Source organism: Bacteroides sp. (assembly GCF_052357945.1).
Classification (GTDB): domain Bacteria; phylum Bacteroidota; class Bacteroidia; order Bacteroidales; family Bacteroidaceae; genus Bacteroides.
Genome location: NZ_DAWCXD010000019.1, coordinates 17,711 through 38,356, shown reverse-complemented (window position 1 = coordinate 38,356; position 20,646 = coordinate 17,711). Strand labels below are relative to the sequence as shown.

Below are 20,646 nucleotides of genomic sequence, written 5' to 3'. Positions count from 1 at the left end.
TTTGTTGGTATAGATATTTTTTGTTTCACGAATGTACTACCTTTCGTTGATTTATACTAGCAATCTTCTAAAAAATGTTTCGTTTCCTAAACAAAAAAGTTCAATATACTGTTAGTTACAACAAGCAAATAAATCTTAAGCCACAAAATTATGAGAATCTATTTACGTTTATTAGTCGTGTCTCTTCTGCTTTTTGCAGGAAATATAGTATATGCGGAAGCACAGCAGGAGAAACGCGTGACAGGCACAGTGACTTCTGAAGGAGAACCTTTGCCTGGTGTCTCCGTACAATTGAAAGGAGCATCTTCCGGCACCATTACCGATATTGATGGAAAGTATTCGATTGAGATTCCTGCGACCGGCGCTTTAGTGTTCCGTTTTGTAGGAATGAGAACGGTGGAACAACCGGTGAATAACCGGAGTGTGATTAACGTCACGTTGGAATCGGAAAGTAAGGAACTGGAAGAAGTAATGGTGGTAGCTTATGCTACCGCTAAAAAGTATAGTTTTACCGGAGCAGCTTCGACGATGAAAGCTGGTGAGATTGAAAAGTTACAGACTTCCAGCATATCACGTGTATTGGAGGGTACGGTATCCGGAGTACAGGCGAGTGCGGCAAGCGGCCAGCCGGGTACGGATGCGGAAATCCGTATTCGTGGTATCGGGTCTATCAACGCTTCCAGCGCTCCGCTTTATGTAGTGGACGGTGTCCCGTTCGATGGTAGTGTGAACTCTATCAATCCGGATGACATATCTTCGATGACAGTATTGAAAGATGCGGCCTCTGCTGCTTTGTATGGTTCCCGTGGTGCAAACGGCGTGATTATTATCACGACCAAGCAGGGAGACCAGAATACCAAAGCAACAGTAAAGGTGAAAGCTTCGTTAGGAGGTTCCAACCGTGCCGTACGCGATTATGATCGTGTCAGTACCGACCAATACTTCGAATTATATTGGGAAGCACTTCGCAATCAGTATGCCAAGAGTGCGGATTATACTCCGGCAACTGCCGCGACGCAAGCATCCAAAGACTTGGTAACGAAATTAATGGGAGGTGGCCCGAACCCCTATGGTCCTCAATATGCGCAACCGGTCGGTACAGATGGAAAGCTGGTGGCAGGTGCCCGTCCGTTATGGAATTCTGACTGGAGTGACGCCATGGAGCAACAGGCACTTCGCACAGAGTTAAATCTAAGTGTTTCCGGAGGTGGAAAAGCGAATCAGTATTTCTTTTCTGCCGGATACCTGAATGATAAAGGTATTGCACTCGAATCCGGTTACCAGCGTTTCAATCTTCGTTCCAATATCACCAGCGAGATGACTTCCTGGTTGAAGGGAGGCGTCAACTTGAGTTTCGCACATTCCATGCAGAATTATCCGGTTTCTTCCGACTCCAAAACCAGTAATGTGATTACCGCAGGACGTACCATGCCGGGATTTTATCCTATTTATGAAATGAATACGGATGGTAGCTACAAATTGGATGAGAGTGGAGATCGTATTTATGACTTCGGTTCTTATCGTCCTTCCGGTTCGATGGCAAACTGGAACCTTCCGGCTACTTTGCCTTTGGATAAATCGGAACGAATGAAAGATGAAGTCTCCGGTCGTACTTTTCTGGAAGCTACGATTATTGAAGGACTGAAATTCAAGACAAGTTTCAACTTTGACTTGATTAATTATAATACGCTGGATTATACGAATCCGAAGTTAGGTCCGGCTAAAGAGAACGGAGGCGGCGTCAGCCGAATGAATACCCGCACTTTCTCTTGGACGTGGAACAATATCGCTACGTATGACAAGACAATCGGTGAACATCATTTTAATGTCCTTGCCGGTGTGGAAGCCTATTCTTACCGTTACGATGAACTGACAGCATCACGTTCCAAAATGGCGCAGCCTGATATGCCGGAATTGGTAGTCGGCTCACAGCTGACCGGAGGTTCGGGATATCGTATTGACTATGCATTGGTGGGTTATCTGACTCAAGCGTTATATGATTATCAAAATAAATATTTCTTCTCGGCATCTTATCGTCGCGACGGTTCTTCACGCTTTGCGCCCGAAACCCGTTGGGGAAATTTCTGGTCGCTGGGTACTTCCTGGCGTATCGACCGGGAAGAGTTTATGGCAAGCACTTCCGACTGGTTGTCTGCCCTAACTCTGAAAATGAGCTATGGTGCACAGGGAAACGATAACTTGGGTACGTATTATGCGAGTAAAGGGCTTTATACCATTGTTTCCAATCTGGGAGAAAATGCGTTAGTGTCCGACCGTATGGCGACCCCGAACCTGAAATGGGAAACGAACCTCAACTTTAACGTGGGTATCGACTTCTCCCTGTTCAACAACCGTTTTTCCGGTTCGTTTGACTTCTTTACACGTCGTTCGAAAGATTTGCTTTACTCACGTCCGATAGCTCCTTCTCTGGGATATGGTTCTATTGACGAGAATGTAGGAGCCTTGAAGAATACAGGTATAGAAATGGTGTTGAACGGAACAATTATCAATCAGAATGGTTGGGTATGGAAACTGGGGATGAATCTGACACATTATAAGAATAAGGTGACGGATCTTCCTTTGAAAGATATGCCGCAAAGTGGTGTGAACAAGTTGCAGGTAGGCCGTTCTGTTTATGATTTCTATATGATAGAGTGGGCGGGAGTAGATCCGGAGAATGGAGATCCGTTGTGGTATATGGATGAAGAAGATGAAAATCACAATCCGACCGGAAAACGTGTCACAACAAACGATTACGGTTCGGCTGACTATTATTACGTCAATAAATCTTCTCTCCCGAAAGTGTATGGTGGATTCAATACCTCTCTTTCCTGGAAAGGATTTGATCTTTCTGCCATCTTTGCTTATAGTATCGGTGGATATATCTACAATCGTGATATTACAATGATTCTGCATAATGGAAGTCTGGAAGGACGCGACTGGTCGACGGAGATTCTAAAAAGATGGACTCCCGACAATCGTAATACAGATGTTCCCGCTTTGAGTACTACCACTAATAACTGGAACTCGGCTTCTACCCGTTTCTTGCAGAATAATTCGTATATGCGATTGAAAAACCTGACTCTTTCCTATAACTTACCCAAACAATGGATTAGTAAGTTATCATTGAGTAGTGTGCAGGTATATGTACAAGGAGATAATCTGTTTACCATTCACCGGAATCAGGGACTAGACCCTGAACAGGGAATTACCGGTATCACTTATTATCGTTATCCGGCTATGCGAACGATCTCCGGAGGTATCAACGTTTCTTTCTAAATTCAGACTAAATTATGAGAAAAATAAAAATTAAATCCATTCTTGCCGCAGTTGCCGGACTTTTCCTGGCAACGAGTTGTAGCAGCAGTTTTTTGGATACGGACCCAACGGATGCGGTAAGTTCAGAAAAAGTACCTGTGCCTGAAAATGCAGCGGCACTTGTGAATGGTGCATGGTATAATCTGTTTGATTATTCAAGTACTTATGCCAATATCGGTTATCGGGCGCTTCAGTGTCTGGATGACATGATGGCAAGTGATATTGTTTCCCGTCCGAAATACGGTTTCAACTCTTCGTATCAGTTTAACGATATAGCGTTACCTTCAAACAATAGAACAGAATTTGCTTGGTATCTGATATATAAAACGATCGATAACTGTAATACTGCCATTTCCATTCAGGGAGATTCGGAGGAGCTCCGACAGGCGCAGGGACAGGCATTGGCGTTGCGTGCTTTCTGTTATTTACACTTGGTGCAGCATTATCAATTCACTTATCTGAAAGATAAAGATGCTCCATGTGTTCCTATATATACCGAACCGAGTAATAGTTCGACAGTTCCGAAAGGAAAATCAACGGTGGCACAGGTTTATCAGCGTATTTTTGATGATCTGAACCTGGCACAGGATTATTTGAAGAACTATGTAAGGAGTGGTGATAACCAAAAATTCAAACCGAATGTTGCCGTGGTGGATGGCCTCTTGGCTCGTGCTTATCTGTTGACAGGGCAGTGGGAAGAAGCAGCGAAAGTAGCTGAAGCCGCACGTACAGGATATGCGTTGATGACAACGACAGCCGAATACGAAGGCTTCAATAATATTTCCAATAAAGAATGGATATGGGGATTTCCTCAAATACCTTCTCAATCGGATGCCAGCTACAACTTCTATTATCTGGATGCAACATACGTCGGAGCTTATAGTAGCTTTATGGCCGATCCTCATCTAAAAGATACCTTTATTGAGGGTGACATTCGTTTGCCTTTGTTTCAGTGGATGCGTGAAGGGTATCTGGGATATAAGAAATTCCACATGCGTGCAGATGATACAGCTGATCTGGTCTTGATGCGTGCTTCTGAAATGTATTTGATAGAAGCGGAGGCGAAAGTTCGTGATGGAGTAGCTTTGAATCAGGCTGTCATTCCATTGAATACGTTGCGCAATGCCCGTGGAGTGGGAGATTATGACGTGACAGGGAAGTCGCAGGAAGATGTTCTTAATGAGATTCTGATGGAACGTCGCCGCGAACTTTGGGGAGAGGGATTCGGTATTACAGATATACTTCGTACACAGGGTTCCGTAGTACGTACTGCTTTATCTGATGAAATGCAGAAGACAGAAGTCGATTGTTGGCAGGAGGGTGGTAGCTTTGAAAAACGAAATCCTCTGGGACATTGGTTCCTTAACTTCCCGAACGGTAAACCGTTTACAGTAAATAGCACCTATTATTTGTATGCTATTCCCCAGAAAGAAATAAACGCTAACCCTAACATATAAATAGCTCTCTTAATTTTTGACTTTGACCTTAACTTGTGACCGGTATACGTTGTGACGATGCATACCGGTCGTTTTCTTTCTTTTTTATAAAGAGCTTTATTTATATTTTCTGCTTCTTTAAATTAGGCAAAAAGAACGTGACTAATCCCAGCAGCGGCATATAAGCACAGATGTTATATACATATTCAATGCTCGTTTTATCCGCTAAATTGCCAAGTACGGCAGATGCTACGCCGGCCACTCCGAAAGCAAATCCAAAGAACAAACCGGATATCAATCCAAGTTTGGTAGGAAGCAACTCCTGTGCATAAAGCAATATGGCAGGAAAAGCGGAAGAAAGCATCAATCCCACACAGAAGCTAAGGATAATAGTCCACAGCAGATTGGCATGTGGCATTAGTAAGCTAAATGGGGCAGCTCCTAAAATAGAAGCCCAAATCACATACTTCCGACCGATACGGTCACCGACAGGTCCGCCAATTAATGTTCCGATAGCAGTAGCTACCAGGAAAATAAATAAATATAGCTGCGAATCTTGTACACTTACATTGAATTTATGAATCAGGTAGAAAGTATAATAACTGGTGAGACTTGCCATATAAATATATTTGGAGAAAATCAGAATCAGCAATATCGCGATTGAAAGGGCTGTCTTATCCATAGGCAAAGGAAGATGAACAGGTTTTCTGACACTGACAGTCTGTGCTTTCATCCGGTTTAGATATGATTTATACCATTTGCAAATTGGGTACATCACTCCGATAGCAGCTAAAGCCACAAATGCAAATACGATGAGATGTTGCCTGCCATAAGGAGCCACCAACAGAGCAACCAGCAAAGGGCCTAATGAACCTCCGAAGTTACCACCTACCTGAAAGAGTGATTGTGCCAGTCCACGTTTTCCGCCGGAGGCAAGGAACGTGATGCGGGAGGCTTCCGGATGCAGTACGGAAGAGCCAATTCCGATTAAGAATACGGAGGCTAATATCCAGTATAGATTATCAGAGAATGCTAAGTTTATCAAACCAATCAGTGTAAAGCTCATTCCGATAGGCAATGACCATGCGACGGGATGCTTATCAAAGAAAATTCCGGTAATCGGTTGAAAAACTGAAGCGGAAAGTTGATAAACTAGTGTGATAAGTCCGATTTGCGCGAAACTAAGTCCTAAATCATCTTTAAATAAAGGATAAGATGCTGATAGCACCGACTGTAAAAGATCGTTGAGGCAATGCGAAAGACTCAATGCAATCAAAATGGAAAATGTAATTTTTCCTACGGGTTGTTCCTGATTCTGTACCATAATACCTATTTACTATTGAAGTGTTCCTGAAAAATCGGCTGCAAAGGTACGGAAACTTCCCGTTTCTCAATATATATTTGCTGTGATTAATTCAATATGATAGGAATAAAGCTCTAAGACTAAGGATTGTAAATTGTCGTTAATTCAGTTTTGAGTGACTGAACTATTCTTCATACCTACTGTTGTTAAATAAAAAAGGAGGATTATATGGGCTTTATATGGTATATCATTATTGGTATTGTGGCTGGATTCCTCGCAGGTAAAATAATGCGCGGCGGAGGTTTTGGTCTTGTTATAAATTTATTACTTGGTATTCTTGGAGGTGTACTGGGCGGTTGGGTGTTTGCCCTTTTCGGACTGGCAGCTTCAGGACTGATCGGAAGTTTGATAACTTCCACCGTAGGAGCTATCCTTGTATTGTGGATTGCTTCTTTATTCTCGAAATCTAAATAGATATTTATATAATTTATTTTTAATCCTAAAAACAGAACTTGATTATGGAATGTAGACATGGAAATTTCTGGATTGGACTCGGAATTGGGTCAATCCTTGGCGCAGTAGCTTATCGTCTTTCACGTACAGCAAAAGCAAAACAATTAGAAAGTGAAATTTATAATGCTATTCATCGCATAGGTCGTGATGCTGAAATAGCTGCTGCTCATGCTGAAAGAAAAGCAGTGGATCTTGGACTTAAAGCAGTAGAAGCCGGTGCGGAAATTGCTGATAAAGTAGCAGATGAAGCCGATAAAGTGGCTGGAAAAGCAAAAGATAAGTGGGGGAAATAAGAACTCCAAAACGGGTAATCGATTTAAATAGAATCGGTTACCTGTTTTATTTTATATACGTTTAATCTTTTATTTCTAGCCTTATCAGTCACTATCTGAATGATGTGTGCACGAACACATATTGGTGTATCTTCTCCATTATTTTCACTTCCTTCAAGAATCAAAAGCTACTTTTCCTCTGGTTTCTCATCTGATAAGTGCTTTTTTCTCTATACTATCTTTACTTTTTCTTATGTTTAACAACATGTATACTTCCTTGCTGTTGTGGTTAACTTGCTGATTATTAGTAGTATGTTCTTTATTGTGTGTTATGTGTGTGCGCACACACTATTGCTTAATTCAATAATTCATTTTACTTTTGCCGATGAAAAACAAGATACTTATCAATAGATGGATAAAGAGTTTTCAAATATTCGGATTGTAGACATTGCCAAGATGGCAGGAGTCTCTGTTGGCACGGTAGATCGTGTAATACATAATCGTGGCAGGGTATCTGAAGAAAACAGGAAAAAGGTACAGGCGATTCTGGAGATGGTACATTACCAGCCCAATCTGATGGCACGTTCATTGGCGGCCTCCAAAAAGCAATATCATCTTCTTGCGATTACTCCTTCTTTTGTTCAGGGAGAGTATTGGGAAGCTATTTCGGAAGGCATAGATAAAGCAGCGTCGGAAATGGAATCGTATAACATCACCATTACCAAACTCTTTTTCGATCAATATAATAACAAGACTTTTGATGATATCATCCGTAATCTGCTGAATGAGAAAGTGGATGGTGTATTGATTGCGACTTTGTTTACGGATTCTGTTATCCGGCTTTCGCAGGAACTTGACAGGAATGAAATACCTTACGTGTATGTTGACTCCAACATTGGAGGGCAACATCAACTGGCTTATTTCGGAACGGAGTCTTATGATGCCGGAGTGATTGCTGCCAGATTGTTGATGGACCGGCTTTCTTCGTCTTCCGATATATTGATGGCGCGAATTATTCATAGTGGGAAGAATGACTCTAATCAGGGAAAGAACAGGCGGGAAGGTTTCTGCCATTATCTCACGCAAACAGGATTCAATGGAAATCTGCATGAAGTGGAGTTGAAAATAAATGATTCAGTGTATAACTTCATGAAACTGGATGAAATATTTGAAGCTAATCCAAATATAAATGGGGCTGTTATCTTCAATTCAACTTGTTATATTTTAGGGAATTACCTGAAAGCGAGAGGAATGCAGTCTGTTAAATTGGTTGGTTATGACCTTATCGGGAGAAATACACAGTTGCTTTCCGAAGGTGTCATAACCGCATTGATTGCGCAGCGTCCGGAGCGTCAGGGATATGATGGTATTAAATCATTGTGTAATCATCTGTTGTTCAAACAGAGCAGTGAAAAGGTTAATTTGATGCCTATCGATATTCTTCTCAAAGAGAATCTGAAATATTATCTGAACAATAAATTATAAACATATAAATTTGTAAGAACCATGAATGAATTATTTAACGTAAAAGGCAAAGTAGTTGTTATCACCGGTGGAGCTGGTATTTTAGGTAAAGGTATTGCTGTGTATCTCGCAAAGGAAGGTGCAAAAGTAGTTGTGCTCGACAGAGGTGAAGAAGCAGGAAAAGCATTGGTAGACAGTATCAAAGCCGAAGGAAATGAAGCTATGTTCCTTTACACGGATGTAATGGATAAGGAAGTGCTGGAAGGTAACAAAGTAGAAATCATGAAGGCTTATGGCCGTATTGATGTATTGTTGAACGCTGCCGGAGGTAACATGGCAGGTGCAACTATCGCTCCGGATAAGACTTTCTTCGATTTGCAGATTGATGCATTCAAGAAAGTGGTGGATCTGAACCTTTTCGGTACAGTATTGCCTACAATGGTATTTGCTGAAATTATGGTAGAACAGAAGAAAGGTTCTATTGTAAACTTCTGTTCTGAATCGGCTCTTCGTCCATTGACCCGTGTGGTAGGTTATGGTGCGGCAAAAGCAGCTATTGCCAACTTTACTAAATATATGGCTGGCGAACTGGCTTTGAAATTCGGTAACGGTCTGCGTGTAAATGCCATCGCTCCGGGATTCTTCCTGACCGATCAGAATCGTGCATTATTGACTAATCCGGATGGTTCTCTGACCGATCGTTCAAAGACCATTCTCGCTCATACTCCATTCAACCGTTTCGGTGAACCGGAAGACCTTTATGGAACAATCCATTATTTGATTAGCGATGCTTCTAACTTCGTAACAGGTACAGTAGCTGTTATCGACGGTGGATTTGATGCATTCTCTATCTAATATTGGGATGATATCATTCTGTTTTTAATCATAATTAGTAACTTGTAATCAGGAAAGAATAATATGTATTTATGTGAACAAACTTGGCGCTGGTATGGTCCTAATGACCCGGTTAGCTTGTGGGATATTAAGCAGGCAGGCGCTACTGGTATAGTAAATGCTCTTCATCACATTCCAAATGGTGAAGTGTGGACAGTAGAAGAGATCATGAAGCGTAAGCAAATGATTGAAGAAGTGGGTCTGACATGGTCTGTGGTAGAAAGTGTACCTGTACACGAGCATATCAAAACACAGACGGGCGACTTTATGAAATACATCGAAAACTATAAGGAAAGTATCCGTAATCTGGCGAAGTGTGGCGTGATGGTAGTTACTTATAACTTCATGCCTGTATTGGACTGGACCCGCACAGATCTTGCCTATACAATGCCGGACGGCTCTAAAGCACTCCGCTTTGAAAAAGCAGCTTTTGTAGCTTTCGATCTTTTCATCTTGAAACGTCCAAATGCTGAAAAAGACTATACTCCGGAAGAAATAGCTAAAGCGAAAGCTCGTTTTGAGCAGATGAGCGAAGACGACAAGAAATTGTTGGTTCGTAATATGATTGCCGGACTTCCGGGTTCGGAAGAAAGTTTCACGGTAGAACAATTTCAGCAAGCATTAGATCGTTATGACGATATTGATGCAGAGAAACTTCGTTCCAACCTGATTTTTTTCTTAAAAGAAATTGCTCCTGTTGCCGATGAAGTAGGAGTGAAACTGGTGATTCATCCGGACGATCCTCCTTATACCATCTTAGGTTTGCCTCGTATTTTAAGTACGGAAGAGGATTTCAAGAAATTGATTGAAGCCGTACCTAACGAATCTAATGGCCTCTGCTTGTGTACAGGCTCTTTCGGTGTGCGTGCCGACAATGACCTTGCAGGTATGATGGAACGTTTTGGCGACCGTGTGAACTTCGTACACTTGCGCAGTACACAACGTGACGAGGAAGGAAACTTCTACGAAGCTAATCACTTGGAAGGAAATGTAGACATGTACAACGTAATGAAGAGCCTTATTCTTCTACAACAGCGTCGTAAATGCTCTATCGCTATGCGTCCCGACCACGGACATCAAATGATTGATGACTTGAAAAAGAAAACGAATCCGGGATATTCTTGCCTGGGCCGTCTTCGCGGATTGGCAGAACTTCGCGGATTGGAAATGGGTATTGCAAAATCTATTCTGTAAGCAGAATACTTTTTATATTTGAGTAACCCTCATCACAGCAACTTATTATGCTGGATGAGGGTTATTTTTCTATTTATGTAAATTGCACATGTCTCTTTTTTAGTTATATTTGTCCCTTGTACCACACTAACAAAAGAAACAGATGATAAAACACTTAATACTAACTCTATTATTATTCATTTCAGGAAGCATGACTGCTTATGCTATGAAATACCCATCAGAGTTAGAGCTTCTTTATCAATTATCCGGTAAGAATTTTATCTTAAGTAGCATAATTCCGGAAGACAGTATAATCCGTTTATCCACTCGACTTGAGTCAGAAGCTTCCAAAGCAGGAGATTTTGAGAACTATTTCAGAATAGGCCAGATCAAGGTAAATTCTTACTGTCTGAAAGGGGATATAGGAGTTGCCACTAATGAAGCGGAACTTATGTACGAGCATGCGCAGAAAATGAATTCAACTATAGGAATAGCATTATCACTTCAGGCAATAGGCAGCACGTATATGAGTTTGGATCAGATGAAACAGGCTTTTGATGCGTTTGTTGAGGCAGAGAACCGGCTGAAACTTTATGAATCGGACCCGGTCCTTGTGCGGCTATATTTACAGATAATTCATGTCTCTTACCTGTTGGGGGAACCGGCCGTTATGCATATTTACTTAGACAAGCTTTCAAAATTGCAGCATACTTCGATTGTGGCAAATGAGTACTATGATTATTATGCACTATGTTATGAAACCCTCTATCAGATTGAGGTGAAGGATAAGATAAAGGCTTTGGCTCTTTTGGATCGTTTAGATTTGATAAAAGATACCAATCCATTCTATAAACGTTGGTATTATTGGGTGAAGTTTAAATATAATGAGCTGGAGCAGGATTATAAAAGCGCGTTGGCTTTTGTTGATTCTAATTTGGTTGAGATAAGGAAGAGCGGTAATTTAAATGAATATCGGAATGTAATGATTGATAAAGCCGTGTTCCTTGAGAAAATGAACAATATAACCGAGGCTTGTAATATGTATACCGAAGTCAGGAAATTGACAGACTCCTTGGATATGCAACGCTATACACGTCAGATTGAACATCTTCATACCACTTATTTGGTCGATCAGCTAAAAAGTGAAAATGAATCGGTATACAGTTCATTGTATAAATGGACTATCATCTGTTGCACCATTATTCTGTTGGGTGGTATTGCTATCTTTTATATGGTTTGGCGGAAGAATAAGATGTTGGTCGTTTCCCGTAATAAGTTACAAGTGGTGCGTGAAGAAACCACTCGCTCCATTCAATCAAAGAGCATGTTTCTTTCTAATATGAGCCATGAGTTGCGAACTCCTTTGAATGCTATTGTTGGCTTTTCGGGGATTCTGGTGAACTGTGGAGAGATAGATGCAGAAACGAAACAGCAGTGTGGTGAAAGCATTCAGCAGAATGCCGACCTTTTGCTGAAGTTGATTAAGGATGTGATGGATTTATCGGAGATGAATATTGACGAGATCAGATATACGTGCAATACTTATAATGTTGTCAATATCTGCCGTATGGTAGTGGATACGGTGGATAAAGTCAAGCAGACCGCTGCCGTTATCCAGTTTCATTCTTCTGTTATTGATTTATTGTTGTATACAGATAGCGGGCGTTTGCAGCAAGTATTGATTAATCTGTTGATTAATGCCACAAAATTCACGAAAGAGGGGAGCATTACATTAAGATTGAGCGTAGATGAGGTTAAGAGAGAAGCTGTTTTTACGGTAGAAGATACAGGGTGTGGCATACCCTTGGAAAAGCAACCCCATATTTTCGGACGCTTTGAGAAATTGCATGAAGGGGTACAAGGAGCTGGCTTGGGATTATCCATTTGTCAGTTGATTGTCGAACATTTTGGTGGAAAAATCTGGATTGATTCCACATATACTGCAGGAGCGAGATTTGTCTTCACTCATCCGTTACCATCTTCAAATAATCAGATTTTATGAAACATTTATTCTATATACTCACTGCCATCTTTTTGTTTCTTTCTTTAGAAACCAATGCTCAGCAATATACGAAGAAAGAGTTATTGCAGCAACTGGCGAAATCTCCTAATGACACTACTCGTTTGAATTTATTGTTTGAGTTATCGGTAGTAACCAAGCATCAACCATTGGTCCGGCTTTATTATCTTAATAAGATGCTAGAAGAGGCTGATGAACAAAAGAATGATCTTTATAAATGTAAAGTTTATCTTTATCGGGTATATCTGGCATATAATTCTCTGGATGTACCGACATTGCATTATTGGTTTTCTCTTCTTGAACCTTTAGCTCAGAAAAATAAATTCTATGATATGCTATTTTTGGGTAAAAGATGTGTGATAGACCTTTTACAGTTGACTGGTGAATATGAAAAAGAGGAAAGAGAATCTCTGATGTTATTGAAAGATGCAGAAAAAGTCGGTAGTTTGATGGGAATGATTGTTGCTAATCAATCTTTGGGGAATGCGTATGTTATTACTTACCAGTATGAAAAAGCGTTGGCTGCATTTGAGAAAGCCTATACTCTTTTGGATAAGGTTGATGATTCAGGATTAAAACTTGATGTAATTCATGCTTTGAATGGAGCTGCTCAAAAGGTGAAAGATTATCCTAAATGGCTTGAATATATTCAGGAGGAAGAGGAACATATAGCTAAAAGTATACGTGAATCAAATGTGAATTTTGGAATATCGAGTGCTTACTTTATGATGTACATTCATTATCTGGCTTATTATACGACTGTAGAAGATATGGACAGTGCAGCACATTATTATCAACTCGCTGACAGCATTTATCATGTGTCATTGCAAACCGGATTATATGAGGAGTATTATGCACGAATTAGTAGTAATTATTTGCGTGAATCCAAACAATATGAGAAAGCTTTGGAACAAGTCGATACTTTATGGCATTATTTCATTCGGTATCAGATATAGATTATAATGAGGCATTTGCAAAGCATGCGGAGATTATACATTTAATGGGTCGTGACGTGGAAGCGCTTCAATTACTAAAACGAGCAAAAACAGTACGTGATTCTTTACAGATAGAACTTCTGAATACACAAACGGAACAAGTGAAAAGTATACATGATGTTTACTTGTTGCAACAGGAAAAAGAACGGAACTATCGTTATCTTCAGATCATAATAATATCCTTCTTGATTGTATCTATTATTGCGATTACAGTTTTTATAGTCTATACGTATCGTGCCCGTAGAAAACTGGAACGTGATGAAGCCGAAATGCGCAGAATGACTGATGAAGTTGAACTGGCTAATTCGGCTAAAGAACGTTTTCTTTCCAACATCAGTACATCCATCAGTCAGCCTTTGGATGAAGTGGTTGGAAATTCGTTGTTGTTGGCTTCCGAACGCCAGATCGAAGACCAGCAACGTGTTGCGATTTCCGAAGTTGTCAATAAAACTTCGTCGGATCTGATGCAGTTGATTAATAATATCTTGGATCTTTCCCGTCTGGAAGCGGGGATGATGCGTTTCATTTTGAGCGATGTCGAGATTTTCTCTCTTATTCAGGATGCCGCAACAGGGACTTCGATTGGGAATGGAAGAAAAATAAATATCGTTTGTCCGCAGTCAGCTCTGTTCTGGTCGCATATTGATGGCCCGCGATTATTGAATGTCTTCAATAATCTGTTTGCTTTTGTCATTTCCGGAAAAGAGTTGCAAGTAGCTATAGAGGTAAATCAGGAGGGGACGGAGTTAATGATTAAGGTATATGGCACTTTGCTGGCCCATCAGAACTTGTCGCAGGATATGATTATTCGTAATGAAATCAATCGTATGATTATCAGCCACTTTAAAGGAGTGTATGAGAGCAAGACAGAGGCGCAGACTCCTTATATTTATTTAACGCTCAAAGGAAATCTTACTTCGTTTGACCAAAATTAAGCATGGATGCCGATAGGGTATTGTCCGGTTCGGGAATAATATGCATGGCTATCTGTGTACAGGCTTCCGCATCAGCAAGTGCGTGATGATGGTTCGTTAAGTCATATCCACACCGGGCAGCTACCGTATGTAATTGATGATTGGGTAACTCTTTTCCAAATACCTTTCTCGACGCGCGGCATGTGCAGTGAAACTTGTAATTAGGGTAAGTCATTTCCCATAGTTCGTGAACTGCCCGAAGACACCCTTCATCAAAAGGACTGTTGTGCGCTACAAGTGGCAGACCGTCTATCAATGGTTTGATTTCCGCCCATACTTCCGGAAATTCATCGGCTTCCATCGTGTCGTCGTAAGTTAAGCCATGAACAGCTGTGGTCCATTGCGTATAATAATTGGGGCGGGGGCGGATCAGACGATAGATTTTATTCGTTATTTTTCCTTCCCTTACGATGACAACACCAACACTGCATACGCTGGTACGTTTGCCGTTGGCTGTTTCAAAATCGATAGCTGCAAAGTTTATCATCGTTTCTATTATTTTTTCGGATACAAATATAGCATAAAAAATGAGGTTGGAGAAAATATAGTAACAGGATTGGCAAATAGAAAGCTTTTACTAAAAATTGAATTAAAACGGACTTTTGGGAAACATTTCCAATAAAAAACTCTTCTTTTAAAGAATTTACACTATTTTTGTTCGACATAAACCAAAGGCATGGACAAAACATACTTTAAGTCTAAATACGTTTTAATATTCATTCTTTCTTTGTTTGTTTTTATAGGCGGACTAAATTACAAACATTGGCTTGTCACTAACAAACTGACGCCCAAACGTATTTCCCTTATCTATTCCATGACTAAAAATGATATCGGCAATAAAAAACTGGAAAAACTGTTGTATGAAGAATTCCATCGGCAAGGAATAGAAGCCATATTTGATAAATTCTATATCGATTGCACTAAACTGAATGAGAAAGAAGAAATAGAGTATGCGCGGAGGTATCTTGAATTGCTTGAAAGTAAATCCACTGACCTTATTCTGACCATTGGCGACCAGGCAACCTATTCCTTTCTATCTACTCGCCACCGTCTGTTGTCTTCCATTCCCGTGTTAGCTTGCAATGTGCGTTTTCCCAATGAAGAACTGATAGAAGAATACGATTTGCAGAAAGTGTATGTATTGCGTGACAGCCCCGACCTGAAACGTAACATTGACTTTATAAAAACATTGTATCCCCATAATATGGAGATCATTTACAATATAGATCTTACTTACCTCGGACATAAATCGTTCGATAAACTTTCCAAAGTCGTTGACAGGCAAAGTGTAAGAGTGCTGGGCTATCAGAAAGCATTTGTACAAGAGTCCGATTATGAGCACTTAACGGAAATGATTGAATACTTCAATCTGACGCCTGGTTTGGTCAATGATCGTGTGAAAAGGAGTGGTTTAACCATCAGTCTCTGTCCTTTCCGCTATATAAGGGGAGCTTCCCTGCTGGTCATGCTGGAACAATCAAAAAGAGAACAGAAAAATCAAGCATTCTTGTTGGATAAATTAGATATGATGGCTATTCCGATAGTAACTGCCTTGAATATTCCTTCTTTTAGTTGTATCTGTGAGGGATTTGGCGAAAACGCCAAGATTGTAGGCGGCTATATGGCAACAGAAAGTATCTCGGCAAAGGCTATCGCTGATCTTGCTACACGCCTTTTGAAGAAAGAAAAGGTAGGAATGCCTAAAATAAGGGATTTGGAAAAAGAGTATGTACTGGATTGGATCTATTTTTCCGAATTTGCAGGTGACATCAGCAACGTTCCGAAAGATGTCAGTATTATCAACTATCCATTTTATGATCGCTACCGGAAAGAGCTTTATATACTGGGCGGACTCTTTGTTATTTCTTTTATCCTCGTAACCATCAGCTTGTTACGTACCCATCGACGTTCATTGATAGAACGCAGGAATCTTCAAATGCTGCAAGAGGTTCACAAGCGATTGAGCCTTTCTGTGGATGGAGGAAAAATCTCTCTTTGGAATATTCAGGAAGGTGTTCTGGAGTTTGACGACAATTATACCCAGTTGGTCGGACTGGAACAACGGAGGTTCACCAAAGAGGATATGATACAATATACTCATCCTGATGATGTACAGTTACTTAGTTCATTCTACGAAACCTTGCATCAATCTCCCGGCATGCAAATACAGCGGATACGTTTCTGTTTTGGAAAAAAGGGCGCAGATTATGAATGGTACGAACTACGATGTAGCAGTTTGAAAGATGCCAGGGGAGAGATAATGCTGGCCGGTACCATGCAGAATATTCAGAAACTGGTGGAGCATGAACACCAGTTGATCCTTGCGAAACAGATAGCGGAAAAGGCCGAACTGAAACAATCGTTCCTGAATAACATGAGCCATGAAATTCGTACGCCGCTCAATGCTATTGTGGGCTTCACCAATCTGCTGATAGCCGAAGGAGCTGATGAAATAGAGCCGGAAGAAAAGGCAACCATGCTCGAAATCATCAATACCAATAATGAACTGCTTTTAAAACTGGTGAATGATGTGTTGGAAATATCCCGTTTGGATTCGGGCAACTTATCCTTTGATATAAAGGAGTGCGACATCACGAAAATAGTGAAGGAAATTTATATGACCTATCAAACATTGATTCAACCCTCATTGAACTTTCTTCTCGAACTGGACGAGACTATTCCCTTACCGGCCAATATTGACAGTTTGCGTTTTACGCAGGTCATCTCCAATTTCCTGAACAATGCAAACAAGTTTACCAAAGAAGGAACAATTACTTTGGGAGGTAAAATAGACAAGGAACACCGGGAAGTTTGTGTCTACGTGAAAGATACCGGCAAAGGAATTGATGATAAAGAACTCATGATGATTTTTGACCGCTTCTATAAAACGGATGAATTTGAACAGGGGAGTGGTTTGGGACTTTCCATTTCTAAGGTGATTATCGAACGGTTGGCGGGTCGTATAGAAGTAGATTCCGAAGTGGGAAAAGGCAGTTGCTTTTCCGTTGTCTTATCTTTGGCAAGTACAATTTAATACAAAAAACAGAAAGCATCTAAAAAAAGAAGGAATGAAAGAGATACTGAAACCTTGGCAGGGATGGTTACTGTTTGGTTTTGCAATGGCTATTGTCTTTGCATTGGGGGTCGTTATTTCATTCCTGACGGAACGCAGACCGGAAGTCGTAAATGCAGTTTATCGCAAAAAGGCAGAGATAACCGGGATAGAAGCACGCAGTTCTCTGTTCTCCGATAATTATCAGCGTGAATATAAGACATGGGGAGACACCACATCGACCAATTCGCATGGCGATATGAATGGAAGAATATCCATTGATGTGTTGGCGCAACGCCCCGAAATGGTCATTTTATGGGCTGGGTATGCATTTTCTAAAGATTATTCTTCACCACGCGGACATATGTATGCTTTGGATGATTTAAGACATTCACTTCGTACCGGTGCTCCCATGCATGCTGGTGACGGGCCTCAACCTGCCAGTTGCTGGATGTGTAAAAGTCCCGATGTTCCCCGTATGGTAGCAGCTATCGGGGTGGATTCCTTTTATAATAATAAGTGGGCTACATGGGGAACTGAAATTGTAAATCCCGTCGGGTGCGCCGATTGCCATGAACCTAAGAATATGGATTTGCATATTAGTCGCCCGTCGCTTGTCGAAGCTTTCCAACGTCAGGGCAGAGACATCACACAGGCTAGCCCACAAGAGATGCGCTCATTGGTGTGCGCCCAGTGTCATTCGGAATATTACTTCAAAGGCGATATAAAATATCCCACTTTTCCCTGGGATAAAGGTTTCACGGTTGAATACTTGGAAAAGTACTATGATGAAATCGGATTTACTGATTATGTTCATAAATTGAGTCGTGCCCCAATATTGAAAGCACAGCATCCTGATTATGAGCTTTTCCAAATGGGTATTCACGGTCAACGCGGTGTGTCATGTGCTGACTGTCACATGCCTTATAATGATGAAGGAGGAATAAAATACAGCGATCACCATATCCAGAATCCGTTGGCTGTGACTGAGCGTACTTGTCAGACTTGTCATCGTGATAGCAAGGAGACACTTTGTAATAATGTATACGAACGTCAGCGAAAGGCAAATGAACTGCGTGCCCTTTTAGAAAAAGATTTGGCGAAAGCACACATCGAGGCTAAATTTGCCTGGGATAAAGGAGCTACTGAAAACGAGATGAAAGAAGTCTTGCAGTTGATCCGCCAGGCGCAATGGAGATGGGATTTCGGCGTGGCATCGCATGGTGGTTCTTTTCATGCTCCGCAGGAAATAATGCGTATTTTGGGACATGGGTTAAACAAAACATTCCAGGCCCGTATGGCTATCAACAAAATCCTGGTATCGCACGGATATACAGGTGATGTTCCGCTTCCGGATATCACAACGAAAGAAAAGGCACAGCAGTATATTGGTTTGGATATGGCCGCCGAAAAGGCGGGCAAAGATAAATTTCTCGAAGAGATTGTCCCTGAATGGCTTCAAAAGGCAAAGGCAAACGGACGCATCGTTGATTAGAATTTATTTTCGCTATATTTGCGTATAAAATAGATCCATGTATACAGAATATCAGCCTTCTCATTTACTTGTTCCCTACATTGATAACTATTGGGAGTTTAAGGGCAATCCGGATTATGGTATGCGCATCCATATTCTGCCGGATGGTTGTACCGATTTTATATTTACGCTGGGAGAGGTGGCTAATGCTGTTGAAGAAGGAAGTCTGATGATGCAGCCCTATCGTTCCTATTTTGTAGGACCTATGACAAAATATTCGGAACTCGTCACTTATACAGAATCGATTCACATGTTTGGTGTTCGTTTTTTACCTTGTGGGCTGTCTTGCTTTACAAACCTGCCTCTACACGAATTTGTGAATAGCAGAGTCAGTACTAATGAGATGAAGGCTGTTTTTGATGACACTTTTATTGAAAGATTGGGTGAGCAGAAGCATGTTGCAGATCGAATACGGGTAGTGGAGGAGTATTTGCTGGCATATTTGGCGCGCCATTATCAGCCTACCGATTCTCACGTCGCTATGGCAGTGAACATGATTAATCATTCCGAAGGAAAACGTTCAGTTCGCAGTTTGATGGATGACGTCTGTTTATGTCAGCGTCATTTTGAGAGAAAGTTCAAGCATTATACCGGATTTACTCCTAAAGAATACAGCCGTATTGTCAAATTTAAGAATGCTGTAGAATTGTTGAGAACCACGACATCAGCCAATCTGTTGACTACGGCAGTTGATGCAGGATACTATGATTTAGCGCATTTCTCAAAAGAGATTAAGTCAATGTCCGGCAACACTCCTGCGTCTTTTCTTTCCCTTACCGTTCCGGAAGAAACTACACTTACTTATATCGAACCACAAAGATAGATAGGTAAAAGTCGCTTTTTTACAATAGAGTGGGAGGATATGCCGTTACCTTTGCAAGGTTAATAAAAAACAATCAGCTTATGACCACAAAAACAATGAAAGAGAAAGCAACAGAATTGTTGCAGAGATGTGAAGTAGTTACCCTTGCTTCTGTGAATAAAGAAGGTTATCCCCGTCCTGTGCCAATGAGCAAAATCCTGGCAGAAGGAATTTCCACTATCTGGATGTCTACCGGAGCAGATTCACTAAAAACAATTGATTTCTTATCGAATCCGAAAGCAGGATTATGCTTTCAGGATAAAGGAGACAGCGTGGCGTTAACGGGGAAAGTGGAAGTTGTAACTGACGAAAAGATGAAGCAGGAACTTTGGCAGGACTGGTTTATCAATCATTTTCCCGGTGGTCCCACTGATCCCGGCTATGTCTTGTTGAAATTTGAATCGAATCACGCAACTTATTGGATTGAAGGAACATTTATCCATAAGAAGCTCGACTAATTCTACTCGGAAAGATAAGGAATAGCGGATTTAGCGAGGCTGTTCGAGAACAGCCTCGTAATTCATTTAGAATTCAAATTTTTCCAATTTCATTTCAGCCAATTTCTGAATGATACCTACATATTGAGCGAAATGAGGAGATTTTTCGTGTGCTGCCAATACTTCGGCATTCTGCCAAGTTTCGCAAATCATGAAAACGTCAGGACGCGTGCTGCTTTCGAAAGTATCATAAGCAATGCATCCTTCTTCTTTTAAAGAACAGGCAGTCAGTTCTTTTGCCGCTTTTATCGCTTCTTCACGGTTGGATTCGTTTACACGAACAAAAACATTTAATCTGATCATAGTCTTTTTTATTTATATAATTAAAAGAATTACTTT

17 protein-coding genes are annotated in these 20,646 nt (G+C 40.9%); 14 read left to right on the top strand and 3 right to left on the bottom strand.

What is annotated here, in order from left to right; translation table 11 throughout:
• The first annotated feature begins 150 nt into the window (after nucleotides 1–150).
• Nucleotides 151–3,279 (top strand): SusC/RagA family TonB-linked outer membrane protein, encoded by a 3,129-nt coding sequence (locus tag ACT8YW_RS06395; RefSeq protein WP_444104388.1) that lies wholly within the window; start codon nucleotides 151–153, stop codon nucleotides 3,277–3,279.
• A gap of 14 nt (nucleotides 3,280–3,293) precedes the next feature.
• Nucleotides 3,294–4,775 (top strand): RagB/SusD family nutrient uptake outer membrane protein, encoded by a 1,482-nt coding sequence (locus tag ACT8YW_RS06390; protein WP_444104387.1) that lies wholly within the window; start codon nucleotides 3,294–3,296, stop codon nucleotides 4,773–4,775.
• A gap of 100 nt (nucleotides 4,776–4,875) precedes the next feature.
• Here ACT8YW_RS06390 and ACT8YW_RS06385 read toward each other — a convergent pair whose 3' ends face one another.
• Entirely contained in the window at nucleotides 4,876–6,078 is a 1,203-nt protein-coding gene (locus tag ACT8YW_RS06385; protein WP_008999992.1) for an MFS transporter, read from the bottom strand.
• Nucleotides 6,079–6,285: 207 nt separating this feature from the next.
• On the opposite strand from ACT8YW_RS06385, the gene ACT8YW_RS06380 reads away from it, so the two are divergent.
• The 8 genes from ACT8YW_RS06380 to ACT8YW_RS06345 all read left to right on the top strand — a co-directional run bounded on the left by ACT8YW_RS06380 (nucleotide 6,286) and on the right by ACT8YW_RS06345 (nucleotide 14,323).
• Nucleotides 6,286–6,531 (top strand): GlsB/YeaQ/YmgE family stress response membrane protein, encoded by a 246-nt coding sequence (locus tag ACT8YW_RS06380; protein WP_004304114.1) that lies wholly within the window; start codon nucleotides 6,286–6,288, stop codon nucleotides 6,529–6,531.
• Nucleotides 6,532–6,575: 44 nt separating this feature from the next.
• A complete protein-coding gene (locus tag ACT8YW_RS06375; RefSeq protein WP_004297124.1) occupies nucleotides 6,576–6,863 on the top strand; it encodes a YtxH domain-containing protein in 288 nt (95 codons plus the stop codon).
• Nucleotides 6,864–7,253: 390 nt separating this feature from the next.
• Nucleotides 7,254–8,327, top strand: coding sequence for a LacI family DNA-binding transcriptional regulator (locus ACT8YW_RS06370; RefSeq protein WP_122135903.1), 1,074 nt, complete (start codon nucleotides 7,254–7,256; stop codon nucleotides 8,325–8,327).
• A gap of 21 nt (nucleotides 8,328–8,348) precedes the next feature.
• The gene (locus ACT8YW_RS06365) at nucleotides 8,349–9,161 is read left to right on the top strand and encodes an SDR family oxidoreductase (protein WP_444104386.1); all 813 of its coding nucleotides are present in this window, start codon (nucleotides 8,349–8,351) and stop codon (nucleotides 9,159–9,161) included.
• A gap of 63 nt (nucleotides 9,162–9,224) precedes the next feature.
• Nucleotides 9,225–10,394, top strand: a complete 1,170-nt coding sequence (gene uxuA, locus ACT8YW_RS06360; RefSeq protein WP_004304108.1) for a mannonate dehydratase — start codon at nucleotides 9,225–9,227, stop codon at nucleotides 10,392–10,394.
• A gap of 142 nt (nucleotides 10,395–10,536) precedes the next feature.
• A complete protein-coding gene (locus tag ACT8YW_RS06355) occupies nucleotides 10,537–12,375 on the top strand; it encodes a sensor histidine kinase (protein WP_444104385.1) in 1,839 nt (612 codons plus the stop codon).
• Nucleotides 12,372–13,349 (top strand): hypothetical protein, encoded by a 978-nt coding sequence (locus ACT8YW_RS06350; protein WP_444104384.1) that lies wholly within the window; start codon nucleotides 12,372–12,374, stop codon nucleotides 13,347–13,349. The genes ACT8YW_RS06355 and ACT8YW_RS06350 overlap by 4 nt, the downstream gene beginning before the upstream one ends.
• Nucleotides 13,319–14,323 (top strand): sensor histidine kinase, encoded by a 1,005-nt coding sequence (locus ACT8YW_RS06345; protein ID WP_444104383.1) that lies wholly within the window; start codon nucleotides 13,319–13,321, stop codon nucleotides 14,321–14,323. Before ACT8YW_RS06350 ends, ACT8YW_RS06345 begins: the two co-directional genes overlap by 31 nt.
• Here ACT8YW_RS06345 and ACT8YW_RS06340 read toward each other — a convergent pair.
• A complete protein-coding gene (locus tag ACT8YW_RS06340) occupies nucleotides 14,301–14,849 on the bottom strand; it encodes a 3'-5' exonuclease (RefSeq protein ID WP_444104382.1) in 549 nt (182 codons plus the stop codon). The genes ACT8YW_RS06345 and ACT8YW_RS06340 overlap by 23 nt on opposite strands.
• A 189-nt stretch (nucleotides 14,850–15,038) precedes the next feature.
• Here ACT8YW_RS06340 and ACT8YW_RS06335 point away from each other — a divergent pair, with 189 nt between their 5' ends.
• The 4 genes from ACT8YW_RS06335 to ACT8YW_RS06320 all read left to right on the top strand — a co-directional run bounded on the left by ACT8YW_RS06335 (nucleotide 15,039) and on the right by ACT8YW_RS06320 (nucleotide 20,268).
• Entirely contained in the window at nucleotides 15,039–17,396 is a 2,358-nt protein-coding gene (locus ACT8YW_RS06335; protein WP_444104381.1) for an ATP-binding protein, read from the top strand.
• Between the two features lie 34 nt (nucleotides 17,397–17,430).
• Nucleotides 17,431–18,909, top strand: a complete 1,479-nt coding sequence (gene nrfA, locus ACT8YW_RS06330) for an ammonia-forming cytochrome c nitrite reductase (protein ID WP_444104380.1) — start codon at nucleotides 17,431–17,433, stop codon at nucleotides 18,907–18,909.
• A gap of 37 nt (nucleotides 18,910–18,946) precedes the next feature.
• Nucleotides 18,947–19,771, top strand: a complete 825-nt coding sequence (locus ACT8YW_RS06325) for an AraC family transcriptional regulator (RefSeq protein ID WP_444104379.1) — start codon at nucleotides 18,947–18,949, stop codon at nucleotides 19,769–19,771.
• Between the two features lie 80 nt (nucleotides 19,772–19,851).
• Entirely contained in the window at nucleotides 19,852–20,268 is a 417-nt protein-coding gene (locus ACT8YW_RS06320) for a pyridoxamine 5'-phosphate oxidase family protein (RefSeq protein WP_195358872.1), read from the top strand.
• Between the two features lie 66 nt (nucleotides 20,269–20,334).
• On the opposite strand, the gene ACT8YW_RS06315 is transcribed toward ACT8YW_RS06320, so the two are convergent.
• Complete coding sequence (locus tag ACT8YW_RS06315; RefSeq protein ID WP_004297114.1) at nucleotides 20,335–20,610, bottom strand: putative quinol monooxygenase; 276 nt, start codon at nucleotides 20,608–20,610, stop codon at nucleotides 20,335–20,337.
• Between the last annotated feature and the right edge of the window lie 36 nt (nucleotides 20,611–20,646).

Bases quoted from the DNA above. Each gene is read 5' to 3' on its own strand.
- ACT8YW_RS06395 (WP_444104388.1), top strand. From the start codon at position 151: ATGAGAATCTATTTACGTTTATTAGTCGTGTCTCTTCTGCTTTTTGCA.
- ACT8YW_RS06390 (WP_444104387.1), top strand. From the start codon at position 3,294: ATGAGAAAAATAAAAATTAAATCCATTCTTGCCGCAGTTGCCGGACTT.
- ACT8YW_RS06385 (WP_008999992.1), bottom strand. From the start codon at position 6,078: ATGGTACAGAATCAGGAACAACCCGTAGGAAAAATTACATTTTCCATT.
- ACT8YW_RS06380 (WP_004304114.1), top strand. From the start codon at position 6,286: ATGGGCTTTATATGGTATATCATTATTGGTATTGTGGCTGGATTCCTC.
- ACT8YW_RS06375 (WP_004297124.1), top strand. From the start codon at position 6,576: ATGGAATGTAGACATGGAAATTTCTGGATTGGACTCGGAATTGGGTCA.
- ACT8YW_RS06370 (WP_122135903.1), top strand. From the start codon at position 7,254: ATGGATAAAGAGTTTTCAAATATTCGGATTGTAGACATTGCCAAGATG.
- ACT8YW_RS06365 (WP_444104386.1), top strand. From the start codon at position 8,349: ATGAATGAATTATTTAACGTAAAAGGCAAAGTAGTTGTTATCACCGGT.
- uxuA (WP_004304108.1), top strand. From the start codon at position 9,225: ATGTATTTATGTGAACAAACTTGGCGCTGGTATGGTCCTAATGACCCG.
- ACT8YW_RS06355 (WP_444104385.1), top strand. From the start codon at position 10,537: ATGATAAAACACTTAATACTAACTCTATTATTATTCATTTCAGGAAGC.
- ACT8YW_RS06350 (WP_444104384.1), top strand. From the start codon at position 12,372: ATGAAACATTTATTCTATATACTCACTGCCATCTTTTTGTTTCTTTCT.
- ACT8YW_RS06345 (WP_444104383.1), top strand. From the start codon at position 13,319: ATGGCATTATTTCATTCGGTATCAGATATAGATTATAATGAGGCATTT.
- ACT8YW_RS06340 (WP_444104382.1), bottom strand. From the start codon at position 14,849: ATGATAAACTTTGCAGCTATCGATTTTGAAACAGCCAACGGCAAACGT.
- ACT8YW_RS06335 (WP_444104381.1), top strand. From the start codon at position 15,039: ATGGACAAAACATACTTTAAGTCTAAATACGTTTTAATATTCATTCTT.
- nrfA (WP_444104380.1), top strand. From the start codon at position 17,431: ATGAAAGAGATACTGAAACCTTGGCAGGGATGGTTACTGTTTGGTTTT.
- ACT8YW_RS06325 (WP_444104379.1), top strand. From the start codon at position 18,947: ATGTATACAGAATATCAGCCTTCTCATTTACTTGTTCCCTACATTGAT.
- ACT8YW_RS06320 (WP_195358872.1), top strand. From the start codon at position 19,852: ATGACCACAAAAACAATGAAAGAGAAAGCAACAGAATTGTTGCAGAGA.
- ACT8YW_RS06315 (WP_004297114.1), bottom strand. From the start codon at position 20,610: ATGATCAGATTAAATGTTTTTGTTCGTGTAAACGAATCCAACCGTGAA.